The following is an 18,542-nucleotide window of genomic DNA, read 5'->3' as shown; positions in this document are numbered from 1 at the left end:
CGCCCCGACTCAGCGCTGACCGAGCAACGACGCCATCACCGCCTTCTGCACGTGCAGGCGGTTTTCGGCTTCGTCGATGGCGATGCATGCAGGCGAATCCATCACGGCATCGGTGGCTTTGATGTTACGGCGCAACGGCAGGCAATGACTGAAAACGCCATTGTTGGTGAGCGCCATCTTCGCTTCGTCGACGATGAAATGCTTGTGCGCATCGCGAATCGGCTTTTCGCCTTCCCAACGACCAAAGAACGGCAGCGCGCCCCAGCTCTTGGCGTAGACCACATCGGCGCCGCGATACGCTTCTTCGATGTTGTGGCTGACTTTGAGCGAGCCGCCGTTTTCCTTCGCATTCTGCTCGCCGAAGGCCATATAGCGCTCGTCCAAGACGTAATCCGGCGTCGGGCAAAGCAGCGTCACATCCATGCCCATTTTCGTGGCGATCAGCAGCGCCGAATTGGCGACGGCGGTGTTCAGCGGCTTGGGATGATAGGTCCACGTGAGCACGTATTTGCGACCAGTGAGATCGCCGAAGCGCTCTTTCAACGCCAGCGCGTGCGCAAGTTCCTGACACGGATGCGTGATCGTTTCCATATTGATCACCGGCACGGTGGCGTATTGCGCGAATGCCTTGATAACGGCGTCTTCGCGATCGACCGACCAATCCTGGAATTTCGGAAACGCGCGCACGGCGATCAGATCGACATAGCGGCTCAGCACACGCGCCACTTCGGCGATGTGTTCTTCCGCTTCGCCGTCCATCACCACGCCGGGGCGAAATTCGATCGGCCATGCATCTTTGCCTGGCGACAGCACGATCGCGTGACCGCCGAGATGGAACGCGCCCAATTCGAAACTCGTACGCGTACGCATCGAAGGATTGAAGAACAGCAGCGCCACCGATTTGCCAGCAAGCTGCTGACCGCGCGGCGAACGCTTGAACGCGGCCGCTTGTTCAAGCAGCGCGTCGATTTCGGCGCGGCTGTAATCCTGGGTGGTGAGAAAATGACGAAGCGACATCGTTGACTCCAGTCAGAAAAGCAAAAAACCCGGCGCAAAGGCCGGGTTTTGTCGTCGTACTACACATGCAACGTGGCGACAGCCTACCCGGCCAGATGTCGGTCCAGCGGTCGGCGCGCACGCGACGTCATGCCAGCGGCCATGCGGGCGCTGGTGAGTACAGTGGCGGTATAGACGGCTGAAGACATGAGGGTTCCGGGCGGTTGAACGTTCATCATGACTGGATTTTCGCTGCTATGCAACAGGAAAGGAACGCATCTGACAAAAAAGAAAAAGCGACCGCGCCAGCAGCGACGGTCGCTTCGAGATCAACCTCAGACCGATTAGTCGGCGGGCGACACGCTCACCCGCACCCGCAGGCGCTCGCCCGGGTCGTAGCTCAGGCGCGACATATAGACGTCGCCGTGATAGCGATACTCCACGTCGTAACCGATGATCTGACGCTGTTCTGCAACCTGGGTGACCGGCTGGCACACCGTTTGGTCGCTGGTATACGTCTGGCCGCCGCTGGCGACCGAATTGCCGACCGCGCCGCCGACCACCGCACCGCCCACGGTCGCCGCGGTATTGCCGCGACCGTGACCGATGGTGCTACCCAGCACACCGCCGACCACCGCGCCCAGCACGGTGCCGATGCCCTTGTTGCTCGGCGTCTGCTGCACCACCTGCTGGTCGTAGCACTGCTGGCTCGGCGTCGCCGTGCGGGCGACGCCGTAAACCGGATCCACGCGCAACACGTCGGCCCACGCATAGTGCGCATTGTCCGGCCCGGCAGAGCCAGGCGGAGGCACCGGAGGCGGATAACCCCCTTGCTGCGCCATCGCGCCCGTGGACGTCATGATCAGCGCCAACATAGGGATCAACAGCATTTTTTTGTTCATGGACAACCTCCAAGCGAGGAACGAGGGCGCTTTGGGGCGCATAGCGAAATTCCAACAAATTCACGCTGAATCCACGCTTAGAACCGCCGTAACTTAGTGCCGTGAATCAGGGCCCTTAGGGAAACCTTTAGGTTGGGGTCGAATTGTCTACAGGCCGTTCATCAGGACATCCGATTCAATCACGTCGGCGCCCTCGAATCTGGGCGCCCTCGACCTTGATAAGATGGGGGGCTTATTGACCCGATTGCGACCACCCGGAAACACCCACCATGCCGATCTCGCTCTACAACAGCCTCAGCCGCCGCATCGAGCCTTTTTCGCCGCTCGATCCGAACCGGGTGACGGTGTATCTGTGCGGGCCTACGGTCTACAACTATGTGCATATCGGCAATGCGCGCGGTCCGGTGGTGTTCGATGTACTGGTCAAACTGTTGCGCCGGCATTACTCAAACGTGGTCTACGCCCGCAACATCACGGACGTGGACGACAAGATCAACACCGCCGCGATCGAACAAGGCGTGCCGATCGGCACCATCACCAACCGTTTCACCGAGGCGTATCGCCAAGATATGAGCGAGCTTGGGATTGCGCCGCCGGACATCGAACCCCACGCCACGGCGCATATCGGTCAGATCATCGAGATGATCCAGACGCTGATCCGCAACGGCCACGCGTACGAAGCGGAAGGCCACGTGTTGTTCGACGTAGGTTCCTACTCGGCTTATGGCGAATTGTCCGGTCGCGATACCGACGAGCTGATCGCCGGTGCGCGCGTGGAGGTGGCGCCCTACAAGAAAAACCCCACCGACTTCGTGCTGTGGAAGCCGTCGACGCCGGAACTTCCCGGCTGGGACAGCCCCTGGGGTCGCGGTCGCCCCGGCTGGCATATCGAGTGCTCAGCCATGAGCGAGGCGCATCTGGGCCCGACCATCGACATCCATGCCGGTGGCGTGGATTTGTTGTTCCCGCATCACGAAAACGAAATCGCGCAGTCGACCTGCGCGCACGGCGGCAAAGTGTTCGCGCGCTGGTGGCTACATAACGGCATGCTCACTTTCGACGGACGCAAGATGTCCAAGTCGCTAGGCAACGTTCTGCATGTGCATGAACTGCTGAAGAAGCACCCGCACGAAGCGTTGCGTTTGCTCTTGATGCGCGGGCATTACCGTCAGCCCCTGGATTGGTCGGACGCCGTGCTGACGCAATCGATCAGCACGCTCGACGGTTGGTATCGCGTGCTGCGCGAGCTGAGCGATATCGAGATCGATACGACCCAGCCTCTGGCGGTGCCCGAAGGCGTGGAAGCCGCGCTAAGCGACGATCTCAACACGCCGCAAGCGCTGGCCGAACTGGCGATACTCGCCGATGCGGCGCGACAGACACCAAATGCTTCCACCAAAGCCGCCCTGCTTGGCGGCGGCGCCGTGCTCGGCTTGTTGCAGCAAGATCCGGAGACCTGGTTCAAGCAAGCCGGAGGCAGCACGGTGGATGCCGCGCATGTCGAAGCTCTGTTGGAAGAACGCCGCGCTGCGCGCGCCTCGCGCGATTTCGCACGCGCAGACGCGATCCGCGACGAACTCAGCGCCTTGGGCGTGGTGATCGAAGATGGCGCCCAGGGCACGCGCTGGAGCGTTTCCAAGCACTGATAGCGCGGTTCGGGCCGAGTAAGCCCGAACGCGCGATAATGAACCTATGAATACGACCACCCAAGCCAGCGCCGCCCAGGCTCAGCAGGAAATTGCCGACGAATTCGCTTTCTTCGGTGACTGGACGGAGCGCTACCAATACCTGATCGATCTCGGCAAACAGTTGCCGCCGTTTCGCGACGAATGGAAGACCGAGGATTATCGCGTGCACGGCTGCCAGTCGATGGTGTGGCTGGTACCGAGCGGCGATGCATCGAACATGCACTTCGACGCCACCAGCGATTCGGCCATCGTCTCCGGCTTGATCGCCCTGGTATTGCGCGTGTATTCGGATCGCTCGGCCGCCGAGATCGTCGCCACGGAACCTGCGTTTATCCAGCAGATCGGCCTTGCCAAACATTTGTCGCCCACGCGTTCGAACGGCTTGGCGGCGATGTTGGCGAGATTGAAGGCATACGCCGCAGCGGAACTGGAAAAGCAGAAATAAAACGCATCAACAAAAAGCCCCGCACCAGGCGGGGCTTTTTTTATCCGGCTAACGCCAGACGCGCATCAATCGCCCATCTGCTTCTGCAGATGTTCGCGACGCTCCTGCGCATCGAGCGACAAGGTGGCGATCGGGCGGGCGTCCAGACGCTCCAGACCGATTTCCTCGTCGGTTTCTTCGCAGAAACCGTAGCGACCTTCCTCGATACGACGCAGCGCTTTGTCGATCTTGGAGATCAGCTTGCGGTAACGATCGCGGGTACGCAGTTCCAGCGAATTTTCCGTTTCGCGGGTTGCGCGCTCGGCTTCGTCGCCCACGTCGCGAACTTCGTCGCGCAGGTTTTCCATGGTCTGACGCGACTCCTCCACCAACTGCTCGCGCCAGATGCGCAGCTTGTTGCGGAAGTACGCGAGGTGACGAGGATTCATGTACTCCTCGCCGGCTGCAGGACGATAACCGGGCGGCAGGTCGATATTCGTGGTGAGCGGCAGCGCGTAGCGGCCGTCTTCGCGGGTTATGCCATTGTCGAGCGTTGTAACGGAACTATTCATTGAGGACTGCGAGGTTTTCTGTTTCTTGGTCGGGGAATGTTGCGCGGTGGCGTTCGCAACACGCGGTGCCGTCGGTCCGACGGCGCTCGCTACCTTGCCCACAATGGGCCGGGAGGCGGGTGATGATACGTGTTTCGGTGTTGCAGTTTGTGTAGCCGGCGTGGGCTGTTTGTTTGACGCCGCGGACTTGGCCGGCGCGGGAGCCGGTTGCAGTGCGGGCTTGGCAGCAGATTTCTTCTCGGCAACTTTTTTGACCGGCGCGGGTTTGGCGGCAGGAGTGGCGTGCTTGGGCTCAGGCTTCTTGGGCTCCGGCTTGGCAACCTTCTTGACCGGCTCGACCTTCTTCGGCGCAGGCTTCGCGACGGGCTTGGCGACAGGTTTCTTGGCAGGCGCCTTTTTGGCGACCGCTTTGACCGGCGCTTTCTTCACCGCCGCCTTTTTGACGGGCGGGGCCTTCTTTGCAGACTTGGCGGCGACAACCTTGGCCTTGCCAGCCTTGGCTTCACTACCCTTACCCGCAGCCTTTCCGTGTGCAGCTTTCTTGGCGGCGGACGAATTACGCGTGGTTTTCGCCATTTACCTTCACCATTTTGGCCTTGGCGGCCGGGTGTTATAGCCCAATACCCTTCACATCGGCAACCGCCCTTCTGGAATACTTATGGCTTTGGCTGCCACAGGCGGTTTCGGCGACGTGAATGCCGTGAGTCGATTGATTATTTCCTTGCTCAATCTGTACAAGCGCTTCGTGAGCCCTCTATTAGGACAGCGTTGTCGCTTTTACCCCAGTTGCTCCGATTATGCACGCGTTGCGGTCACTCGCTTCGGTCCCTGGCGCGGCAGCCTGCTGGCCGGATGGCGGATACTACGCTGCCAACCGTTGTGTACCGGCGGCAACGACCCGGTCCCTGAGCACTTCCACTTTTCTTCCTGCCGCGCACACGCCAGGGAAACTGTAGACAGGGAAGAATGAGCGCGTTGTTGTCCATGTTATTTCCCCATTCCACCAGGAGCTTCACATGTCGAACGATTGGCTGATCAAGAACGCCGAACTGGTCAACGAAGGGCGTCGATTCCACGCCGATCTGCGCGTGAAGCACGGTCGCATCGAAACCATCGCCGACAGCCTGGACGCCCGCCCGGGCGAGCAGGTGGTCGACGCCACCGGCCTGTGGTTGTTGCCGGGCATGATCGACGACCAGGTGCATTTCCGCGAACCGGGCCTGACCCACAAGGCGGACATCGCACACGAGTCGCGCGCGTGCGCGGCAGGCGGCATCACCAGCTTTATGGAGATGCCCAACACTAAGCCGCCGGCGCTGGATCGGGATTCGCTGGAGGCCAAGTACGCGCGCGCGGCGGAAGTCTCGGCCGTGAACTACGCCTTCTATATGGGCGCCAGCAACAACAACCTCGACGCCATCCGTGCGCTGGACCCCAAAAGCGCACCTGGCGTAAAGGTTTTTATGGGCGCGTCGACCGGCAATATGCTGGTGGACAATCCCGAAACCTTGGACGGCATTTTCCGCGAGTGCCCCACGCCGATCATCACGCACTGCGAAGACACGCCGATGATCGACGCGCTACACGCCAAGGCGCGCGAAAAATACGGCGAGAACATTCCCGCGCGCGAACATCCGCTGATCCGTTCGCGCGAAGCGTGCATTAAGTCGACGCGACTGGCGATCTCGCTCGCGCAAAAACACGGCACCCGTTTGCACGTACTGCATATTTCCACCGCCGACGAACTCGCGCTGTTCCAGCCCGGCCCGCTCAAAGGCAAAAAGATCACCGCCGAAACCTGCGTGCACTTTTTGCACTTCAGCGACGAGGACTACGAACGCCTCGGCTTTCTGATCAAGTGCAACCCGGCGATCAAAACGGCCGCCGATCGCGAAGCCATTATCAAGGCCGTAGCGGAAAGCCGGATCGATGTGCTGGCCACCGACCACGCGCCGCATCTGCTGGAAGAAAAAGCCGAGCTCTACGACAAGGCGCCGTCCGGCCTACCGCTGGTGCAGTTTGCGCTGCAAGCGGCGTTGCAACGCGTCACCGAAGGTAAGCTGACGCTGGAGCGCGTCGTGGAAGCCGTGTGCCATGCGCCGGCCACGTTATTCGACGTCAAGGACCGCGGTTTTCTGCGTGAGGGTTATGCGGCGGATCTCGTGCTGGTCGATCCGCGCAAGCCGCATACCGTGCGTCGCGAAGAAGTGCTGTCCAAATGCGGCTGGTCGCCATTCGAAGGTTATACGTTCAGCAGCTCCATCGCGGCTACGTTCGTCAATGGACAGCGCGTGTGGGATGGCTCACACGTGAACGATGCGGTTCGTGGCGAACGCCTGGCGTTCAATCGCTAGGGTTCAACGTTCGCGCCGGCCGCATTCGGCCGGCGCGAAACGCTCAGTGCAATTCGGCAATGGCCACGCGCACGGGACCGTCGTTGCCGGAGCGTCCTAACACCATCACTTGCGTGTCATTGGCGGCCAGCGTGCGGTCGCCCTGCTTGATGCGCGCCGAAACGGCGAAATCCACGCCGCCGGCCAGATCGGCCGGCTCGTAACTCAACACAAACGGCACGGGCGACACACCGACCGGCGAAATGCGATCGGTCGCGATCACGCGAGCCGGCGCATCCTTTTTGCTGACGTCGGACAGGGTGACTTCCAGATAGGCATCGGAAGGCGGTTCCTGCGCGAGACGAAAGTCCACTTCTCCGCTCAGCGATTTCATCAGCGTTTGCGCTTGCGCCGGCGCATGTTTGCCAAAGTGCGGCATCCAACTGCAGCCGGCAAGCAGCAGCGCGCTCAGCATGAGCGCTCCGTAGCGAATCTTCATGGGTACTCCTGTTCTGCCATCGTGCGGATCATAGCAACCGACGATGCAGCGGCGTCGAATTAGGCGCGCCCGTCACCGTAGCCGCCAGGCACGCCTTTGCTGGCGTACGCCACGGCGTCGTGCGGATGCAAACTTTCCTGGTGCTCCAGGCGCACATGGAAATCGGCGATGCGATTGTCCGCATCGAGCACGCGTTGAATGCGTCGCGCGGCGTCTTCGCAAAACATCAAGTTGCTGCCGTTGGCCAACGCAAAAGCCTGCTCGTCTTCGCGCTTCACCGCGGTTTGCACCGGCGTGCCGAGCGCTTGCTCGACTTGATTGAGCACATGAATCAGATCGAGCGGCGCGCCGTCGACAAACCGCACCAGCAGACGCGCCACGCTGCGCTGCGCATGCGGAGTGGCCACGATGCCTTTCTCGCTGCCAAGCCAGGCCAGCACGGCGGAATGATCCAACGGCTGCTTGGCGTCGAAATCTTTGGCGAACTGTTCTTGAATCAATTGGCGCGACAACGCCGCCGACGCCGGACACGTGGAGGAATAAACCACCTCGGTGCCGAGTTCGAGCCGGAAGCCGTCTTCGCACAGGCTCGCTTCGAGCGAGACCGGGTACGCGCGCCAACCGCTGTTGTCGCTGCGTAAGGCCGCGCGACGCACCAGTTGATCGAAACGAATGCTGAGGCGTGCGCGATCCGACAGCTCTTTGTGCGAATCGAGAAAGGCGTGCAACAAGTCTTGTAGCGTGTTCGCATCCACCGGACGCGAACTGAGATATTCGTCGACCAGCAGATACAGACGCGACATATGGATGCCACGCCGATCGGGCCGAGTGAGGTTCACAAAGGCGCCGACCTGCGCGCTGGCGCGTTGCACGGTGCCGTCGCCCGCGTCAAACAGCACCGGCACTTCGATGCCGTCCATGCCGACCCAATCCAAGGCTCCGGCCAGATGCGGCTGTGCCTGGGTGGCGACATCGGGCATCAGGCGAACGGTGTTTTCGTGGGTATGCATGGGTGTTCCTTAGATCGCTCCTCCCCCTTAGTGTCAGGGAAGGCTCAAAGCGTTGTGCGGGTATACCGCGACCAGATTAACGCCTATGTTGGGGCAGCTTGCCGCGTCGCAACAGGTACCATCCAAGAAACAATGTGTATCGCCCGTCACGCGGCGATCTGTTGCTGCCAACGCTGGGCAGCCCGCCAGGCGCGAAGCGTGGCAAAAAAGCCGGTACCCGATGCGCCCTGTTGCAGGACGCCCAATGGCGCGCCAGCGCGTGCGGCTTTGCGCATCAGGCGCTGCCCCTGTCCTGCCTCCAACGACCGGAACACGCTGAGCGGCCCGCCGAGCAGAGGCGCCTCGGCCCAGGCCGTTTGCAAGTCGTCCAACTGGGCCTTGATGGCTTGATCGCGGGCAGAGCTCGGCACACGCAGGTTTGCGCGGCTGAGACCGAATCGGGCCAGGCGCGACATCGGCAGCGGCAAACGATCCCGTTCTGCGTCGTCTTCCAGGCGACGCAATGCGTACAAGAGATGGTTCAACGTGGCGACACGCTCGGCACGCATCGGCGACGCATCCTCCCCGTACCACCATGCGGTTTCCAGCACCGCCAACGCGCCATGCAGGACCGACGCGGCGTTGAGCTGCGCGCTGAAATCGACGGCGGTGCCTTCTTCCAACTGCGCCATGGCGGCCAGCACGGGAGCCAGCCAGCGCACCTTGGAAATCGCGTGCGCACGTTCGTCGTCGAACAGAACGCGCGTCAGCGGATGCCGACCGCCGGTCTCGGCCGCACCGTTCAGTTCCTCCGCCCACCAATTGAGTTTCGTGGCGGCGACGTGCGGCTCGCGAATGCCGTAGGCCGCCGAAAGCAGCTCCTGCTCCAGCGCGGCGAGCGCGACATGCCCGGGATATTTGTTCGGTTCGACAAACGTCAGCGCCATGCGCTGTTGCGGTTGCACGGCCAGCCATTTGTCGATGTAGCTTTGCAGCGCGCCGTGGCCGGTTACTTCGTCGCTCACGCGGGAACCTTCAACTTCAGCAAGTCGATCAATTCGCGCGGATGCGCAATAACGATGTCTGCGTCCCATGCATGCGGATCGCCGCCATCGAGATAGCCCCACTGCACGGCGACGGTGTACAGCCCAGCGGCATCGCCGGCTTGAATGTCGCGTCGATCATCACCCACAAATACACAGCGCGCAGGATCGAGCCCGGCGCGTTCGCACGCCAGCAAAACTGGCGCGGGATCAGGCTTGCGCACCGGCAGCGTATCGCCCGACACGACAGCGCAAACGCGATCGGCCCAGCCGATCTGCTTCACCAGATCGTCGGTGAGATAGCCCGGCTTGTTGGTGACGATGCCCCAGGCGATACCGTTGCTTTCGAGCGCCTCCAGCATCGCGTCGACGCCCTCGAACGGACGCGTGTGACGCGACATCATGCTGTGATAAAGCTCGAGATAACGCGGCATGCGCTCAAACAGCGACTCGTCCGTTTCATCGAATGCGCAGCGCAAGATAGCGCGCGAACCGCGCGATACGACCGTTCGCACGGCAGCATACGAAGGTACCGCTGCGCCGACTTCGCCGCAGTAAACGGCAAGCGCCGCATGCAGATCCGGCGCGCTATCCAGCAACGTGCCGTCCAAGTCGAACAACACACCTTGAATCGATTCGGGTAACGGCTTCATGCAGGTTTACGTGCGCAGAGTAAGTAATTGATGGCGGTAATACGGCTCAACCAAGCTTTGCGGTTGAGCGGGTTGTAGCCGAGGCCGCTGATGTCTTCCAACTCCAAACCTTCGTTGCGCAGCAAGCGCGCGAGTTCGGAAGGTTTGAGGAATTGCGCGTAGTGATGGGTACCGCGTGGCAGCAATCCGGCGATGTATTCGGCGCCGAGAATGGCCGCACCGAATGCCGCGGGCGTGCGGTTGAGCGTGGACATGAAAAGACGCGCACCCGGCTTGAGCATCGCCGCGAGATCGTGCACCAACGCCGCAGGATCGGGCACGTGCTCGATCATTTCCATACAGCACACGGCATCGAAGCTGGCCGGTTCCGTTTCGGCAAGTTCGGCGGAGGATTGCTTGCGGTAATCGACCTTAAGATTGGATTCATGCAAATGCAGTCGCGCGATCTCGATCACTTTCAAACCAAGATCGATGCCGACGACATCGGCGCCGGCACGCGCCAGGGCTTCGCTCAGCAGACCGCCGCCGCAACCCACATCGGCCACGCGCGCACCGCGCAATGTGACACGAGCTGCGACATATTCCGCACGCACGGGATTGAGATCGTGCAACGGACGCGACTCGCCATCCGGATCCCACCAGCGCGAAGCGAGTTTGTCGAAGCGCGCGATTTCTTTGTGGCTGACGTTTTCAGTGGCATGCATGGCGAAAAACTCCGGGGAATCAGCCGAATTTAATAGGTGTTCCATTCGTAAACCGTGACGTCCCAGCCGCCGCTAGTATGCGCCGGATCGCGATGTACGATCTCCCGCGCCGCGTCCATCGATTCGGCGCGCAACAGATAAGCGCCGCCCGATTTATCGCTGAAGCCGCCGGTCATTTCGAGGCTCCCGTCGTCTCGTAGCGACTGCAAAAACTCGCGGTGTTGCGGAACGACCGCAGGATCGCATTGTGGCCTGCGCATCATCATGACGAGATAGCGATTCATGCCGGATCCAACGCCGCGATGCGTTCGCGCCACGCGTGGGTACGCGCCAAAATGCCGGTCATATCCATATCCACCAGTTCGCGATCGGCCAGCTTGCGCTTGCCGGCCACCCACACATCGGTGACTTGATGACGGCCGGTGGCGTAGATCAATTGCGATACCACGTGGAATAGCGGCTGAGTTTCCAGATCGCTGAGCCGCACGGCGGTCAGGTCGGCTTGCTTGCCGACCTCGATCGAGCCGATATCCGCATCCAGACCCAAGGCCTTCGCTGCTTGGATGGTCGCCGTGCGCAGCGCATAACCCGCATCGAACGCGGCGGCATCTTCAGCGACCGCTTTGGCCAACAGCGCTGCTGTGCGCATTTCGCCGAACATGTCCAGATCGTTGTTGGAGGCGCAACCATCCGTGCCGAGCGCAACGTTTACGCCGGCCTTGCGAAGTTTTTCGGTGGGACAAAAACCGGATGCGAGCTTCAAATTGGATTCGGGGCAATGCACCACCGACACGCCCGCTTCGGCGCACGCGGCAATTTCGCCATCGGTAAGCTGCGTCATATGCACGGCGATCAAACGGTCGTTGATCAAGCCGAGTTTTTGCAGACGTTGGAATGGACGCAGGCCGGTGTTCTTGCGCTCGTCTTCCACCTCGTGCGCGGTCTCGTGCAAATGCAGGTGCACGGGAATATCGAGCTGGTCGGCCAGCACACGAATGCGCTCGAACGATTCGTCGGACACCGTGTACGGCGCATGCGGCGCAAACGCGGTGCGAATCAAAGCGTCGTTGCGGAAGGAATCGTGCGTTTCGCCGGCGCGTTCGAAATATTCGTCTTGCGTGCGCGCCCAGGCGGTCGGGAATTGAATGACCGGCAATCCCACCACCGCGCGAAACCCATGCTTGCGATAGGTGGCGCCCATCGCATCGGGAAAGAAATAATTTTCGTTGGTGCAGGTGGTGCCGCCGCGCAACATCTCGGCAATCGCCAGCTCCACGCCGTCGCGCACGAATTCGGGCCCGATCACCTGCGCCTCGACCGGCCAGATGTGTTGCTGCAGCCAGACCATCAACGGAAGATCGTCCGCTAGGCCACGCATCAACGACATGGGATTGTGCGTGTGCGTATTGATCAGGCCGGGAATCAGCACGTGTTCGCCCAACGTCACATGCTCGCGCGGCGCATAAGCGCTGCGGGCTTGTTCGGTCGGCAAGATGGCCACGATGCGATGCGCATCGACCGCCACCGCATGATGCTCCAGCACCACCCCATGCGGCTCGACCGGCACGACCCAGCGGGCTTCGATAAGTAAATCGACGGACTGCGGCGCGTTCTGGCTCGTCATGATGGCGTTCTGTGGGAGGAGGATATGAAGCGGGGCGGCACATCTTACGATGCCCGCCCCGATGTGCTCGCCCGTCGCTGCGGCGAAAGCCGACGCGTTATTTCACGCGGCTGACGTATTCGCCCGAGCGGGTATCGACCTTGACGGTTTCGTCTTGATTGACGAACAACGGGACGCGAACCACGGCGCCCGTTTCCAGCTTGGCCGGCTTACCGCCGCCGCCGGAGGTATCGCCACGCAGACCCGGGTCGGTCTCGACGATCTTCAGTTCGACGAAGTTCGGCGCCTGCACGGAAATGGGACGGCCGTTCCACAGCGTCACCACGCACTCTTCTTCGCCCTTCAGCCACTTGGACGCATCGGACATCGCGGCCGCATCGGCCTGGTGCTGCTCGAACGACTCCTGGTGCATGAAGTGCCAGAACTCGCCGTCGTTGTAGAGGAACTGCATGTCGGTATCGACCACGTCGGCGCCTTCGTACGAGTCGCTGGACTTGAGCGTCTTTTCGGTGGTGCGGCCGTTCAACAGGTTGCGGATCTTGATGCGGGTGAAGGCCTGGCCCTTGCCCGGCTTGACGAATTCGGCGTCAGTGATGATCCAAGGATCACCGTCGACGATGATCTTCAAACCGTTTCTGACGTCGTTAAGACCATAACTGGCCATGCACTTCACTCCAAATAAGGAAACCGCTGCCATCAGCGGCTAAAATAAGTCGTTTCAAGGCCGATCGGCCCGTATTGAGCCCCCTATGATAACCGGAAGCCCTGGCGCCCGCATTACATCGCCTGCCCACGCCGATTGGCGTCAGCTATGGCGCGACGCCGTCACCGACGGCCGCGAGCTGCTGGATCTACTTGGCTTGAACCACTTGGCCGATCGGCTACCTGCTGAGGACGCCGGCTTTGCGTTGCGCGTGCCGAAGGGCTTCGTTGCGCGCATGCAGCCGGGCAATGCCCGGGATCCGCTGTTGTTGCAGGTGCTTCCTCAGCTCGCCGAGTTGGATGAGGTGGCGGGTTTCGCGAAGGATGCGGTCGGCGACATGGCGGCTCGTGAGGCCCAAGGCGTACTGCACAAGTACGAAGGGCGCGCCTTGCTGATTGCGAGCGGAAGCTGCGCGGTCAATTGCCGATATTGCTTCCGTCGACATTTTCCCTACGGCGACGAGATGGCGGCAGCGGGGCAATGGCGCGAGGCGCTGGAACACGTTCGCCGCGACGCCTCGATCAACGAACTTATCCTGTCGGGCGGCGACCCTCTTTCGTTGGCGACCGCCAAGCTGGAAGAACTGACGCGCGGCCTGGCGGATATCCCTCATATCACCCGCCTGCGCATTCACACCCGCCTGCCCGTGGTGCTGCCCGAGCGCATCGACGCAGCCTTTATCGAATGGCTGCAGGCGCTGCCTCTGCAAAAAGTAGTCGTACTGCACGCCAATCATGCGAACGAATTCGACGGCACGGTCGACGCCGCCTGCATGCGCCTGCGGGACGCGGGCGCCACGATGCTCAATCAATCCGTGCTGCTGCGCGGGATCAACGATGACGCCGATGCGTTGACCGCCCTGTCGGAGCGCATGTTCGCCGCTGGCGTACTGCCCTACTACCTGCATCAGCTCGATCGCGTGCAGGGAGCCGCGCATTTCGAGGTAACGGACATCCGCGCGCAATCATTGATCGAGACAATGCGCGGCCGCCTCCCCGGTTACCTTGTGCCCAAGCTGGTCCGTGAGGTCGGCGGCGATCCCTCCAAGCGCCCGGTGTAAACGCGCGCCTTGGGCTTTCCAAGCGATAAGGTCTACGCTGCTTGTCTACAAAGGCCTTTCAAACACCTGGGTCGAACCTAAGTCGTTGTCCACCCATGCACTTCGTCACCAATGCACAAATTGCCGCTAGCGAGCCTGAACGGAATCCGTTAAAACAGTTCGATAGTGCTGGCTTGCCCTCGGACGCCTTCCGTGCGAGCAGCCTAATAAAAGGAAGCACCGCGCACCCATGAAGACAGACTCCGTTATCAAGATTCTCTTCATCGAAAATTCTGTCGAGGACGCGGAACACATCGTCACGTTATTGCGCAACGCGGGCACCGCCGTTCGGCCCGCTCGCGCCACCACGCTGGAACAGATCCACGCTGCGCTGGAAGAACTCAGCCCCGACGTGGTCCTTTACAACCCCACCGTCAACGGCCTGGCCCTGCGCAGCGTCGCCCAGCAGATCGACGCCAGCTCCCGCGATATCGCGCTGGTCGCCTGCGTGCCCAAGATCGACGATCAAAGCGTGGCGGAGATGTTCCAGGACGGCGTGCAGGGCGTCGGCTCGCGCAGTCAGCCCAAACAACTCATCACCGTGATCAAGCGCGAGTTCGATGCGCTGAATACCCGCCGCCAGGTGCGTCGACTGGAAGCGGCGCTGCGCGAATCGGAGCGCCGCTGCGACGCACTACTGGATTCCTCCAACGATCCCATCGCATACGTGCACGAAGGCATGCACGTGCGCGCCAATCGCTCCTACCTGGATACGTTTGGCTACGCCGACTTCGACGATCTGCTCGGTTTGCCAGTGCTCGATCTCATCGGTCCTTCCGACTCGGAAGCCTTCAAGAATTTGCTGCGGGCGCTTTCGCGCGGCGAGAAAGCCGAATACCGACTCGAATTGCACGCACGCCGCGCCGACAGCAGCACGTTTCCGGCGACAGCCGAATTTGCGCACGCCACGTTCGAAAGCGAGCCTTGCCTGCAGATCGTGTTTCGTCGCCAGCATATCGATCCGACGCTGGTGGAGCAGTTGCAGCGCGACGCCGTCACGGGATTGTACAATCGCGCGCGCACGCTGGAGAGCATCGACAACGCGGTAGCCGCCGCCAGCGAAGGCCGCAAAGGCCAGACCTTGTTGCTGGTCGAGCCGGATAACTGGGCGCCGATCGTCAACGGCATCGGCCTAGGCAAGGCGGATGAATTGCTGGCCGCATTCGCGCACCGCGTGAGCATGCAGCTGGGTTCGGAAGATATCGCCGGTCTGTTGGCCGAACATACGATCGGCGTGATTCTGCACACCGAAAACGACGACGCAATCCGCACCTGGATCGATGGCTTGCGCCGCGCGATATCAAGCGAGATTTTCGATCTCGGCACGCAATCCATCACGTTGTCCGCAAGCATCGGCGGCAGCCTGCTCGGCGAAAAGAACGCCAACACCGACATGCTGCTCAACCAAGCGAGCCAGGCGTTGCGCAGCGCGCAGAGCCAGGGCGGCAACCGCAACGAACTGCACGATCCGGCCGCGCGCGAAAAGGCCGACGCCGAACGCGAACGCAACTGGCTGAACCTGTTGCGTCAGGCGCTCGCGCAAAACGAATTCGTGCTGTATCACCAACAAACCATCAGCCTGCAGGACGCCGAGGGCGACTATTCGGAAATCCTGCTGCGCATGAACGGCCCGCAAGGCGAGGTATCGCCCGGCTTCTTCATGCCGATCGCCGAAAAATACGGCCTCAACGCCGAGATCGATCGCTGGGTGCTCAACCAGGCGATCAATGCGCTGAAAGCGCGCGATCGGTTGAACATTCCCACCACGTTCTTCGTCAAGCTCACGCCCGACTCCATGCAGCAGCAGGCCAATCTGTTGCCGTGGCTGGATCAAACGCTCAAGCAAGCCAACCTCAAGCACGGTCGCCTGGTGTTGGAGATGACCGAGAGCAAAGTCGTGACCATGCTGCGTCCCGCGCAGGAATTCATCACGGCGTGGAAAAAGCTCGGCGGTTTCTTTGCGCTGGAGCAATTCGGCTCGGGCCTTAATTCCTTCCAGCTGCTCAATCACATCCATGCGGACTATTTGAAGATCGATCGCAGCTTTATGGCCGATCTTCCGCAGCATCCGGAAAACCAGAAAAAGATCACCGAGATCTGCTCGCAGTCGCACGAGATGAAGCGCCTGACGGTGGCCGAATGGGTGGAAGACGCCGCCAGCACATCGCTGCTGTTCGCGTGCGGCGTGGATTTCGTGCAAGGCAATTTCTTGCAGGAACCGCAGCCGCTGGTGGTGAATATTTAGCGCTACGCTCGCGCCATCGGCGAAACAAAAAAGCCCCGCATTCGCGGGGCTTTTTGTTGCATCTCGCTATACGCCGGATTAGTCGGCGCTGGAAGCGGAAGCGCCGATGTCTTCCTTGATGCGCGCTGCTTTGCCTTCCAAGTTGCGCAGGTAGTACAGCTTGGCGCCGCGAACCTTACCCTTGCGCTTCACCTGCACCGACTCGATGGTCGGGCTGTGCGCCTGGAACACGCGCTCCACGCCGGTACCGTGCGAGATCTTGCGCACGGTGAAGGCCGAATGCAGGCCGCGGCTGCGCTTGGCGATGACGACGCCCTCGAACGCCTGAACGCGCTCGCGGTTGCCTTCTTTCACCTTGACGTTGACCACCACGGTGTCGCCAGGGCCGAACTCCGGCAGCTGGCGGGTGATCTGCTCGGCTTCGAACTGTTCGATGATCTTGTTCATGACAACACCTGTCTTTTCTCAATGATTGCGACCGTCATCGGTCGCATCGTTTTGCCGTCGCTGCGTTTGAGCATGCTCACGGCGGAATTCATCCAACAGCGCTCGGGATTCCTTATCCAGCGCGCGCTGCGCCAATAAATCGGGACGCCTCAACCAGGTTCGTCCCAGCGACTGCTTCAGACGCCAGCGGCGGATGGCCGCGTGATCGCCGGAAAGCAGCACTTCCGGTACATCGCCCAGTGCGTCGTGCACCGGTTTTGCATAGTGCGGACAGTCGAGCAAACCGTTCGAGAACGAATCCTGCTCGGCCGATTGCGCGTCGTTCAACGCGCCGTCTTGCAAGCGGCCGACCGCGTCGATGATCACCGCGGCGCCCAGCTCGCCGCCGGACAGCACATAATCGCCGATGGAAAGCTCCTCGTCGACCTCGTGCGCCAGCAGACGCTCGTCCACACCTTCGTAACGTCCACAAAGCAAAGCGATGCGCGGCATCTTCGCCAGCGCTTCCACCCGGCCCTGCGTCAGCCGCGCTCCTTGCGGACTGAGGTAAATCACATGCACCGGTTCCGGCGCCGCCTCGCGCATGGCCTTGAGGGCCGCGCGCAAAGGCTCGATCAGCATCACCATGCCGGGACCACCGCCGCAGGTGCGGCCATCCACGGTACGGTAATTGTCGGTGGCGTAATCGCGCGGGTTCCAGGCTTCCACCTGCAGCAGCTCGCGTTGCTGCGCGCGTCCTACGACACCCACCGCGGCGCACTGGCGCATGAAGTCCGGAAACAGCGTGACGACATCGATGCGCATCGGACCCTCAAATCCCACTGATCAGAATTCAGGGTCCCAGTCCACCACCATGCGTCCACTGGAAATATCCACCGAACGCACGTAAACACCCTGGACGAAAGGAACCAGCCGCTCGCGCTCGCCGTCCCTCACCACCACTACGTCGTTGGCGCCGGTCGCGAACAGGTGACTGACGCGTCCTAACGCTACGCCTTCCGTGGTGACGACCTCGAGGCCTTCGAGATCGACCCAGTAATACTCATCCTTGCCGGGCGGCGGCAGCAGCTCGCGGGCGACATAGATGTCTTGCCCGACCAGCGCTGCAGCGCCATCACGATCGTCCACCTCCGGCAATTTGGCGATAAGCCCTTTGCCTTGAGGCCGACCTTTGACACCTTCGATCTCCGTTTCCTGACCCGGCGCCGTTGAAAGCAGCCAGGGCTGGTACTGGAAGATCTGCGTGCGCGGCTCGGTCCAGGATTCGACCTTCAACCAGCCTTGCACGCCGTACAACCCGACGATGCGTCCGACCAGAACGCGCCGGCCGGATGCCGTCATGCTCAGGCAGCCTGCTTGGCGGCTTCCTTCAACAGGGAAGCAACCTTGTCGCTCAGCTGAGCACCCTTGGCCACCCACTCCTGCACGCGCACGACGTTCAGCTCAAGGCGCTTGTCCTTGCCCGAAGCGACGGGGTTGTAGAAGCCCACGCTCTCGATATTGCGGCCGTCACGCGCGCTGCGCGAGTCGGTCACGACGACGTGGTAGAACGGACGGCCCTTGGCGCCGCCGCGCGAAAGACGAATCTTAACCATAGTAAAAAGCTCCAGAATTGCCGGCG

Annotated in this window: 21 protein-coding genes; 6 read left to right on the top strand and 15 right to left on the bottom strand. The window is 61.4% G+C overall.

The window, feature by feature from the left end:
- Positions 1 to 9: 9 nt before the first annotated feature.
- Positions 10 to 1,017 carry an N-acetylornithine carbamoyltransferase gene (locus L0U79_RS08415; protein WP_233841410.1) on the bottom strand — a complete coding sequence of 336 codons (1,008 nt, stop codon included), beginning with the start codon at positions 1,015 to 1,017 and terminating at the stop codon, positions 10 to 12.
- Positions 1,018 to 1,340: 323 nt separating this feature from the next.
- Positions 1,341 to 1,898 (bottom strand): glycine zipper 2TM domain-containing protein, encoded by a 558-nt coding sequence (locus tag L0U79_RS08410; RefSeq protein WP_233841409.1) that lies wholly within the window; start codon positions 1,896 to 1,898, stop codon positions 1,341 to 1,343.
- 269 nt (positions 1,899 to 2,167) lie between these two features.
- Between L0U79_RS08410 and cysS the strand changes: the two genes are divergently transcribed.
- Entirely contained in the window at positions 2,168 to 3,544 is a 1,377-nt protein-coding gene (cysS, locus tag L0U79_RS08405; protein ID WP_233841408.1) for a cysteine--tRNA ligase, read from the top strand.
- Positions 3,545 to 3,590: 46 nt separating this feature from the next.
- Positions 3,591 to 4,031 (top strand): SufE family protein, encoded by a 441-nt coding sequence (locus L0U79_RS08400; protein WP_233841407.1) that lies wholly within the window; start codon positions 3,591 to 3,593, stop codon positions 4,029 to 4,031.
- A 65-nt stretch (positions 4,032 to 4,096) separates the two neighbouring features.
- Here the strand turns inward: L0U79_RS08400 and dksA are convergent, their stop codons facing one another.
- Positions 4,097 to 5,158 (bottom strand): RNA polymerase-binding protein DksA, encoded by a 1,062-nt coding sequence (gene dksA / locus L0U79_RS08395; protein WP_233841406.1) that lies wholly within the window; start codon positions 5,156 to 5,158, stop codon positions 4,097 to 4,099.
- A gap of 82 nt (positions 5,159 to 5,240) precedes the next feature.
- Here dksA and yidD point away from each other — a divergent pair, with 82 nt between their 5' ends.
- Positions 5,241 to 5,552 (top strand): membrane protein insertion efficiency factor YidD, encoded by a 312-nt coding sequence (yidD, locus tag L0U79_RS08390; protein ID WP_233841405.1) that lies wholly within the window; start codon positions 5,241 to 5,243, stop codon positions 5,550 to 5,552.
- A 46-nt stretch (positions 5,553 to 5,598) separates the two neighbouring features.
- Positions 5,599 to 6,936 carry a dihydroorotase gene (locus L0U79_RS08385; protein WP_233841404.1) on the top strand — a complete coding sequence of 446 codons (1,338 nt, stop codon included), beginning with the start codon at positions 5,599 to 5,601 and terminating at the stop codon, positions 6,934 to 6,936.
- 43 nt (positions 6,937 to 6,979) lie between these two features.
- Here the strand turns inward: L0U79_RS08385 and L0U79_RS08380 are convergent, their stop codons facing one another.
- The 8 genes from L0U79_RS08380 to efp all read right to left on the bottom strand — a co-directional run bounded on the left by L0U79_RS08380 (position 6,980) and on the right by efp (position 13,091).
- Entirely contained in the window at positions 6,980 to 7,414 is a 435-nt protein-coding gene (locus L0U79_RS08380) for a YbaY family lipoprotein (protein WP_233841403.1), read from the bottom strand.
- A gap of 59 nt (positions 7,415 to 7,473) precedes the next feature.
- Entirely contained in the window at positions 7,474 to 8,424 is a 951-nt protein-coding gene (gene folE2 / locus L0U79_RS08375; RefSeq protein ID WP_233841402.1) for a GTP cyclohydrolase FolE2, read from the bottom strand.
- A gap of 146 nt (positions 8,425 to 8,570) precedes the next feature.
- Positions 8,571 to 9,428: a squalene/phytoene synthase family protein gene (locus L0U79_RS08370; protein WP_233841401.1), complete on the bottom strand. Its 858-nt coding sequence runs from the start codon at positions 9,426 to 9,428 to the stop codon at positions 8,571 to 8,573.
- Entirely contained in the window at positions 9,425 to 10,099 is a 675-nt protein-coding gene (gph, locus tag L0U79_RS08365) for a phosphoglycolate phosphatase (protein ID WP_233841400.1), read from the bottom strand. Before gph ends, L0U79_RS08370 begins: the two co-directional genes overlap by 4 nt.
- Positions 10,096 to 10,803 carry a bifunctional 2-polyprenyl-6-hydroxyphenol methylase/3-demethylubiquinol 3-O-methyltransferase UbiG gene (gene ubiG, locus L0U79_RS08360; protein ID WP_233841399.1) on the bottom strand — a complete coding sequence of 236 codons (708 nt, stop codon included), beginning with the start codon at positions 10,801 to 10,803 and terminating at the stop codon, positions 10,096 to 10,098. The genes gph and ubiG overlap by 4 nt, the downstream gene beginning before the upstream one ends.
- Positions 10,804 to 10,832: 29 nt before the next feature.
- Positions 10,833 to 11,087, bottom strand: coding sequence for a YciI family protein (locus L0U79_RS08355; RefSeq protein WP_233841398.1), 255 nt, complete (start codon positions 11,085 to 11,087; stop codon positions 10,833 to 10,835).
- A complete protein-coding gene (locus L0U79_RS08350; RefSeq protein WP_233841397.1) occupies positions 11,084 to 12,427 on the bottom strand; it encodes a TRZ/ATZ family hydrolase in 1,344 nt (447 codons plus the stop codon). Before L0U79_RS08350 ends, L0U79_RS08355 begins: the two co-directional genes overlap by 4 nt.
- 97 nt (positions 12,428 to 12,524) lie before the next feature.
- Positions 12,525 to 13,091, bottom strand: coding sequence for an elongation factor P (efp, locus tag L0U79_RS08345; protein ID WP_233841396.1), 567 nt, complete (start codon positions 13,089 to 13,091; stop codon positions 12,525 to 12,527).
- Positions 13,092 to 13,176: 85 nt separating this feature from the next.
- Between efp and epmB the strand changes: the two genes are divergently transcribed.
- Complete coding sequence (epmB, locus tag L0U79_RS08340) at positions 13,177 to 14,190, top strand: EF-P beta-lysylation protein EpmB (RefSeq protein ID WP_233841395.1); 1,014 nt, start codon at positions 13,177 to 13,179, stop codon at positions 14,188 to 14,190.
- A 229-nt stretch (positions 14,191 to 14,419) separates the two neighbouring features.
- On the top strand, positions 14,420 to 16,474 hold the full coding sequence (locus L0U79_RS08335; protein ID WP_233841394.1) for an EAL domain-containing protein: 2,055 nt from the start codon (positions 14,420 to 14,422) through the stop codon (positions 16,472 to 16,474).
- Between the two features lie 78 nt (positions 16,475 to 16,552).
- Here L0U79_RS08335 and rplS read toward each other — a convergent pair whose 3' ends face one another.
- From rplS to rpsP, 4 genes are read right to left on the bottom strand one after another with little or no spacing between them, the layout of a single operon-like run.
- The gene (rplS, locus tag L0U79_RS08330) at positions 16,553 to 16,921 is read right to left on the bottom strand and encodes a 50S ribosomal protein L19 (protein ID WP_233841393.1); all 369 of its coding nucleotides are present in this window, start codon (positions 16,919 to 16,921) and stop codon (positions 16,553 to 16,555) included.
- Positions 16,922 to 16,939: 18 nt separating this feature from the next.
- Positions 16,940 to 17,725, bottom strand: a complete 786-nt coding sequence (trmD, locus tag L0U79_RS08325; RefSeq protein ID WP_233841392.1) for a tRNA (guanosine(37)-N1)-methyltransferase TrmD — start codon at positions 17,723 to 17,725, stop codon at positions 16,940 to 16,942.
- A gap of 21 nt (positions 17,726 to 17,746) precedes the next feature.
- Positions 17,747 to 18,262 (bottom strand): ribosome maturation factor RimM, encoded by a 516-nt coding sequence (gene rimM, locus L0U79_RS08320; RefSeq protein ID WP_233841391.1) that lies wholly within the window; start codon positions 18,260 to 18,262, stop codon positions 17,747 to 17,749.
- A 2-nt stretch (positions 18,263 to 18,264) separates the two neighbouring features.
- Positions 18,265 to 18,516 (bottom strand): 30S ribosomal protein S16, encoded by a 252-nt coding sequence (rpsP, locus tag L0U79_RS08315; protein ID WP_233841390.1) that lies wholly within the window; start codon positions 18,514 to 18,516, stop codon positions 18,265 to 18,267.
- Positions 18,517 to 18,542 lie beyond the last annotated feature (26 nt).

It is taken from the genome of Dyella sp. 2HG41-7 (assembly GCF_021390675.1).
In the GTDB taxonomy this organism is placed as follows: domain Bacteria; phylum Pseudomonadota; class Gammaproteobacteria; order Xanthomonadales; family Rhodanobacteraceae; genus Dyella_B.
The sequence above is the reverse complement of the archived record's forward strand: the minus strand, read 5'-3'. Positions and strand labels throughout refer to the sequence as shown.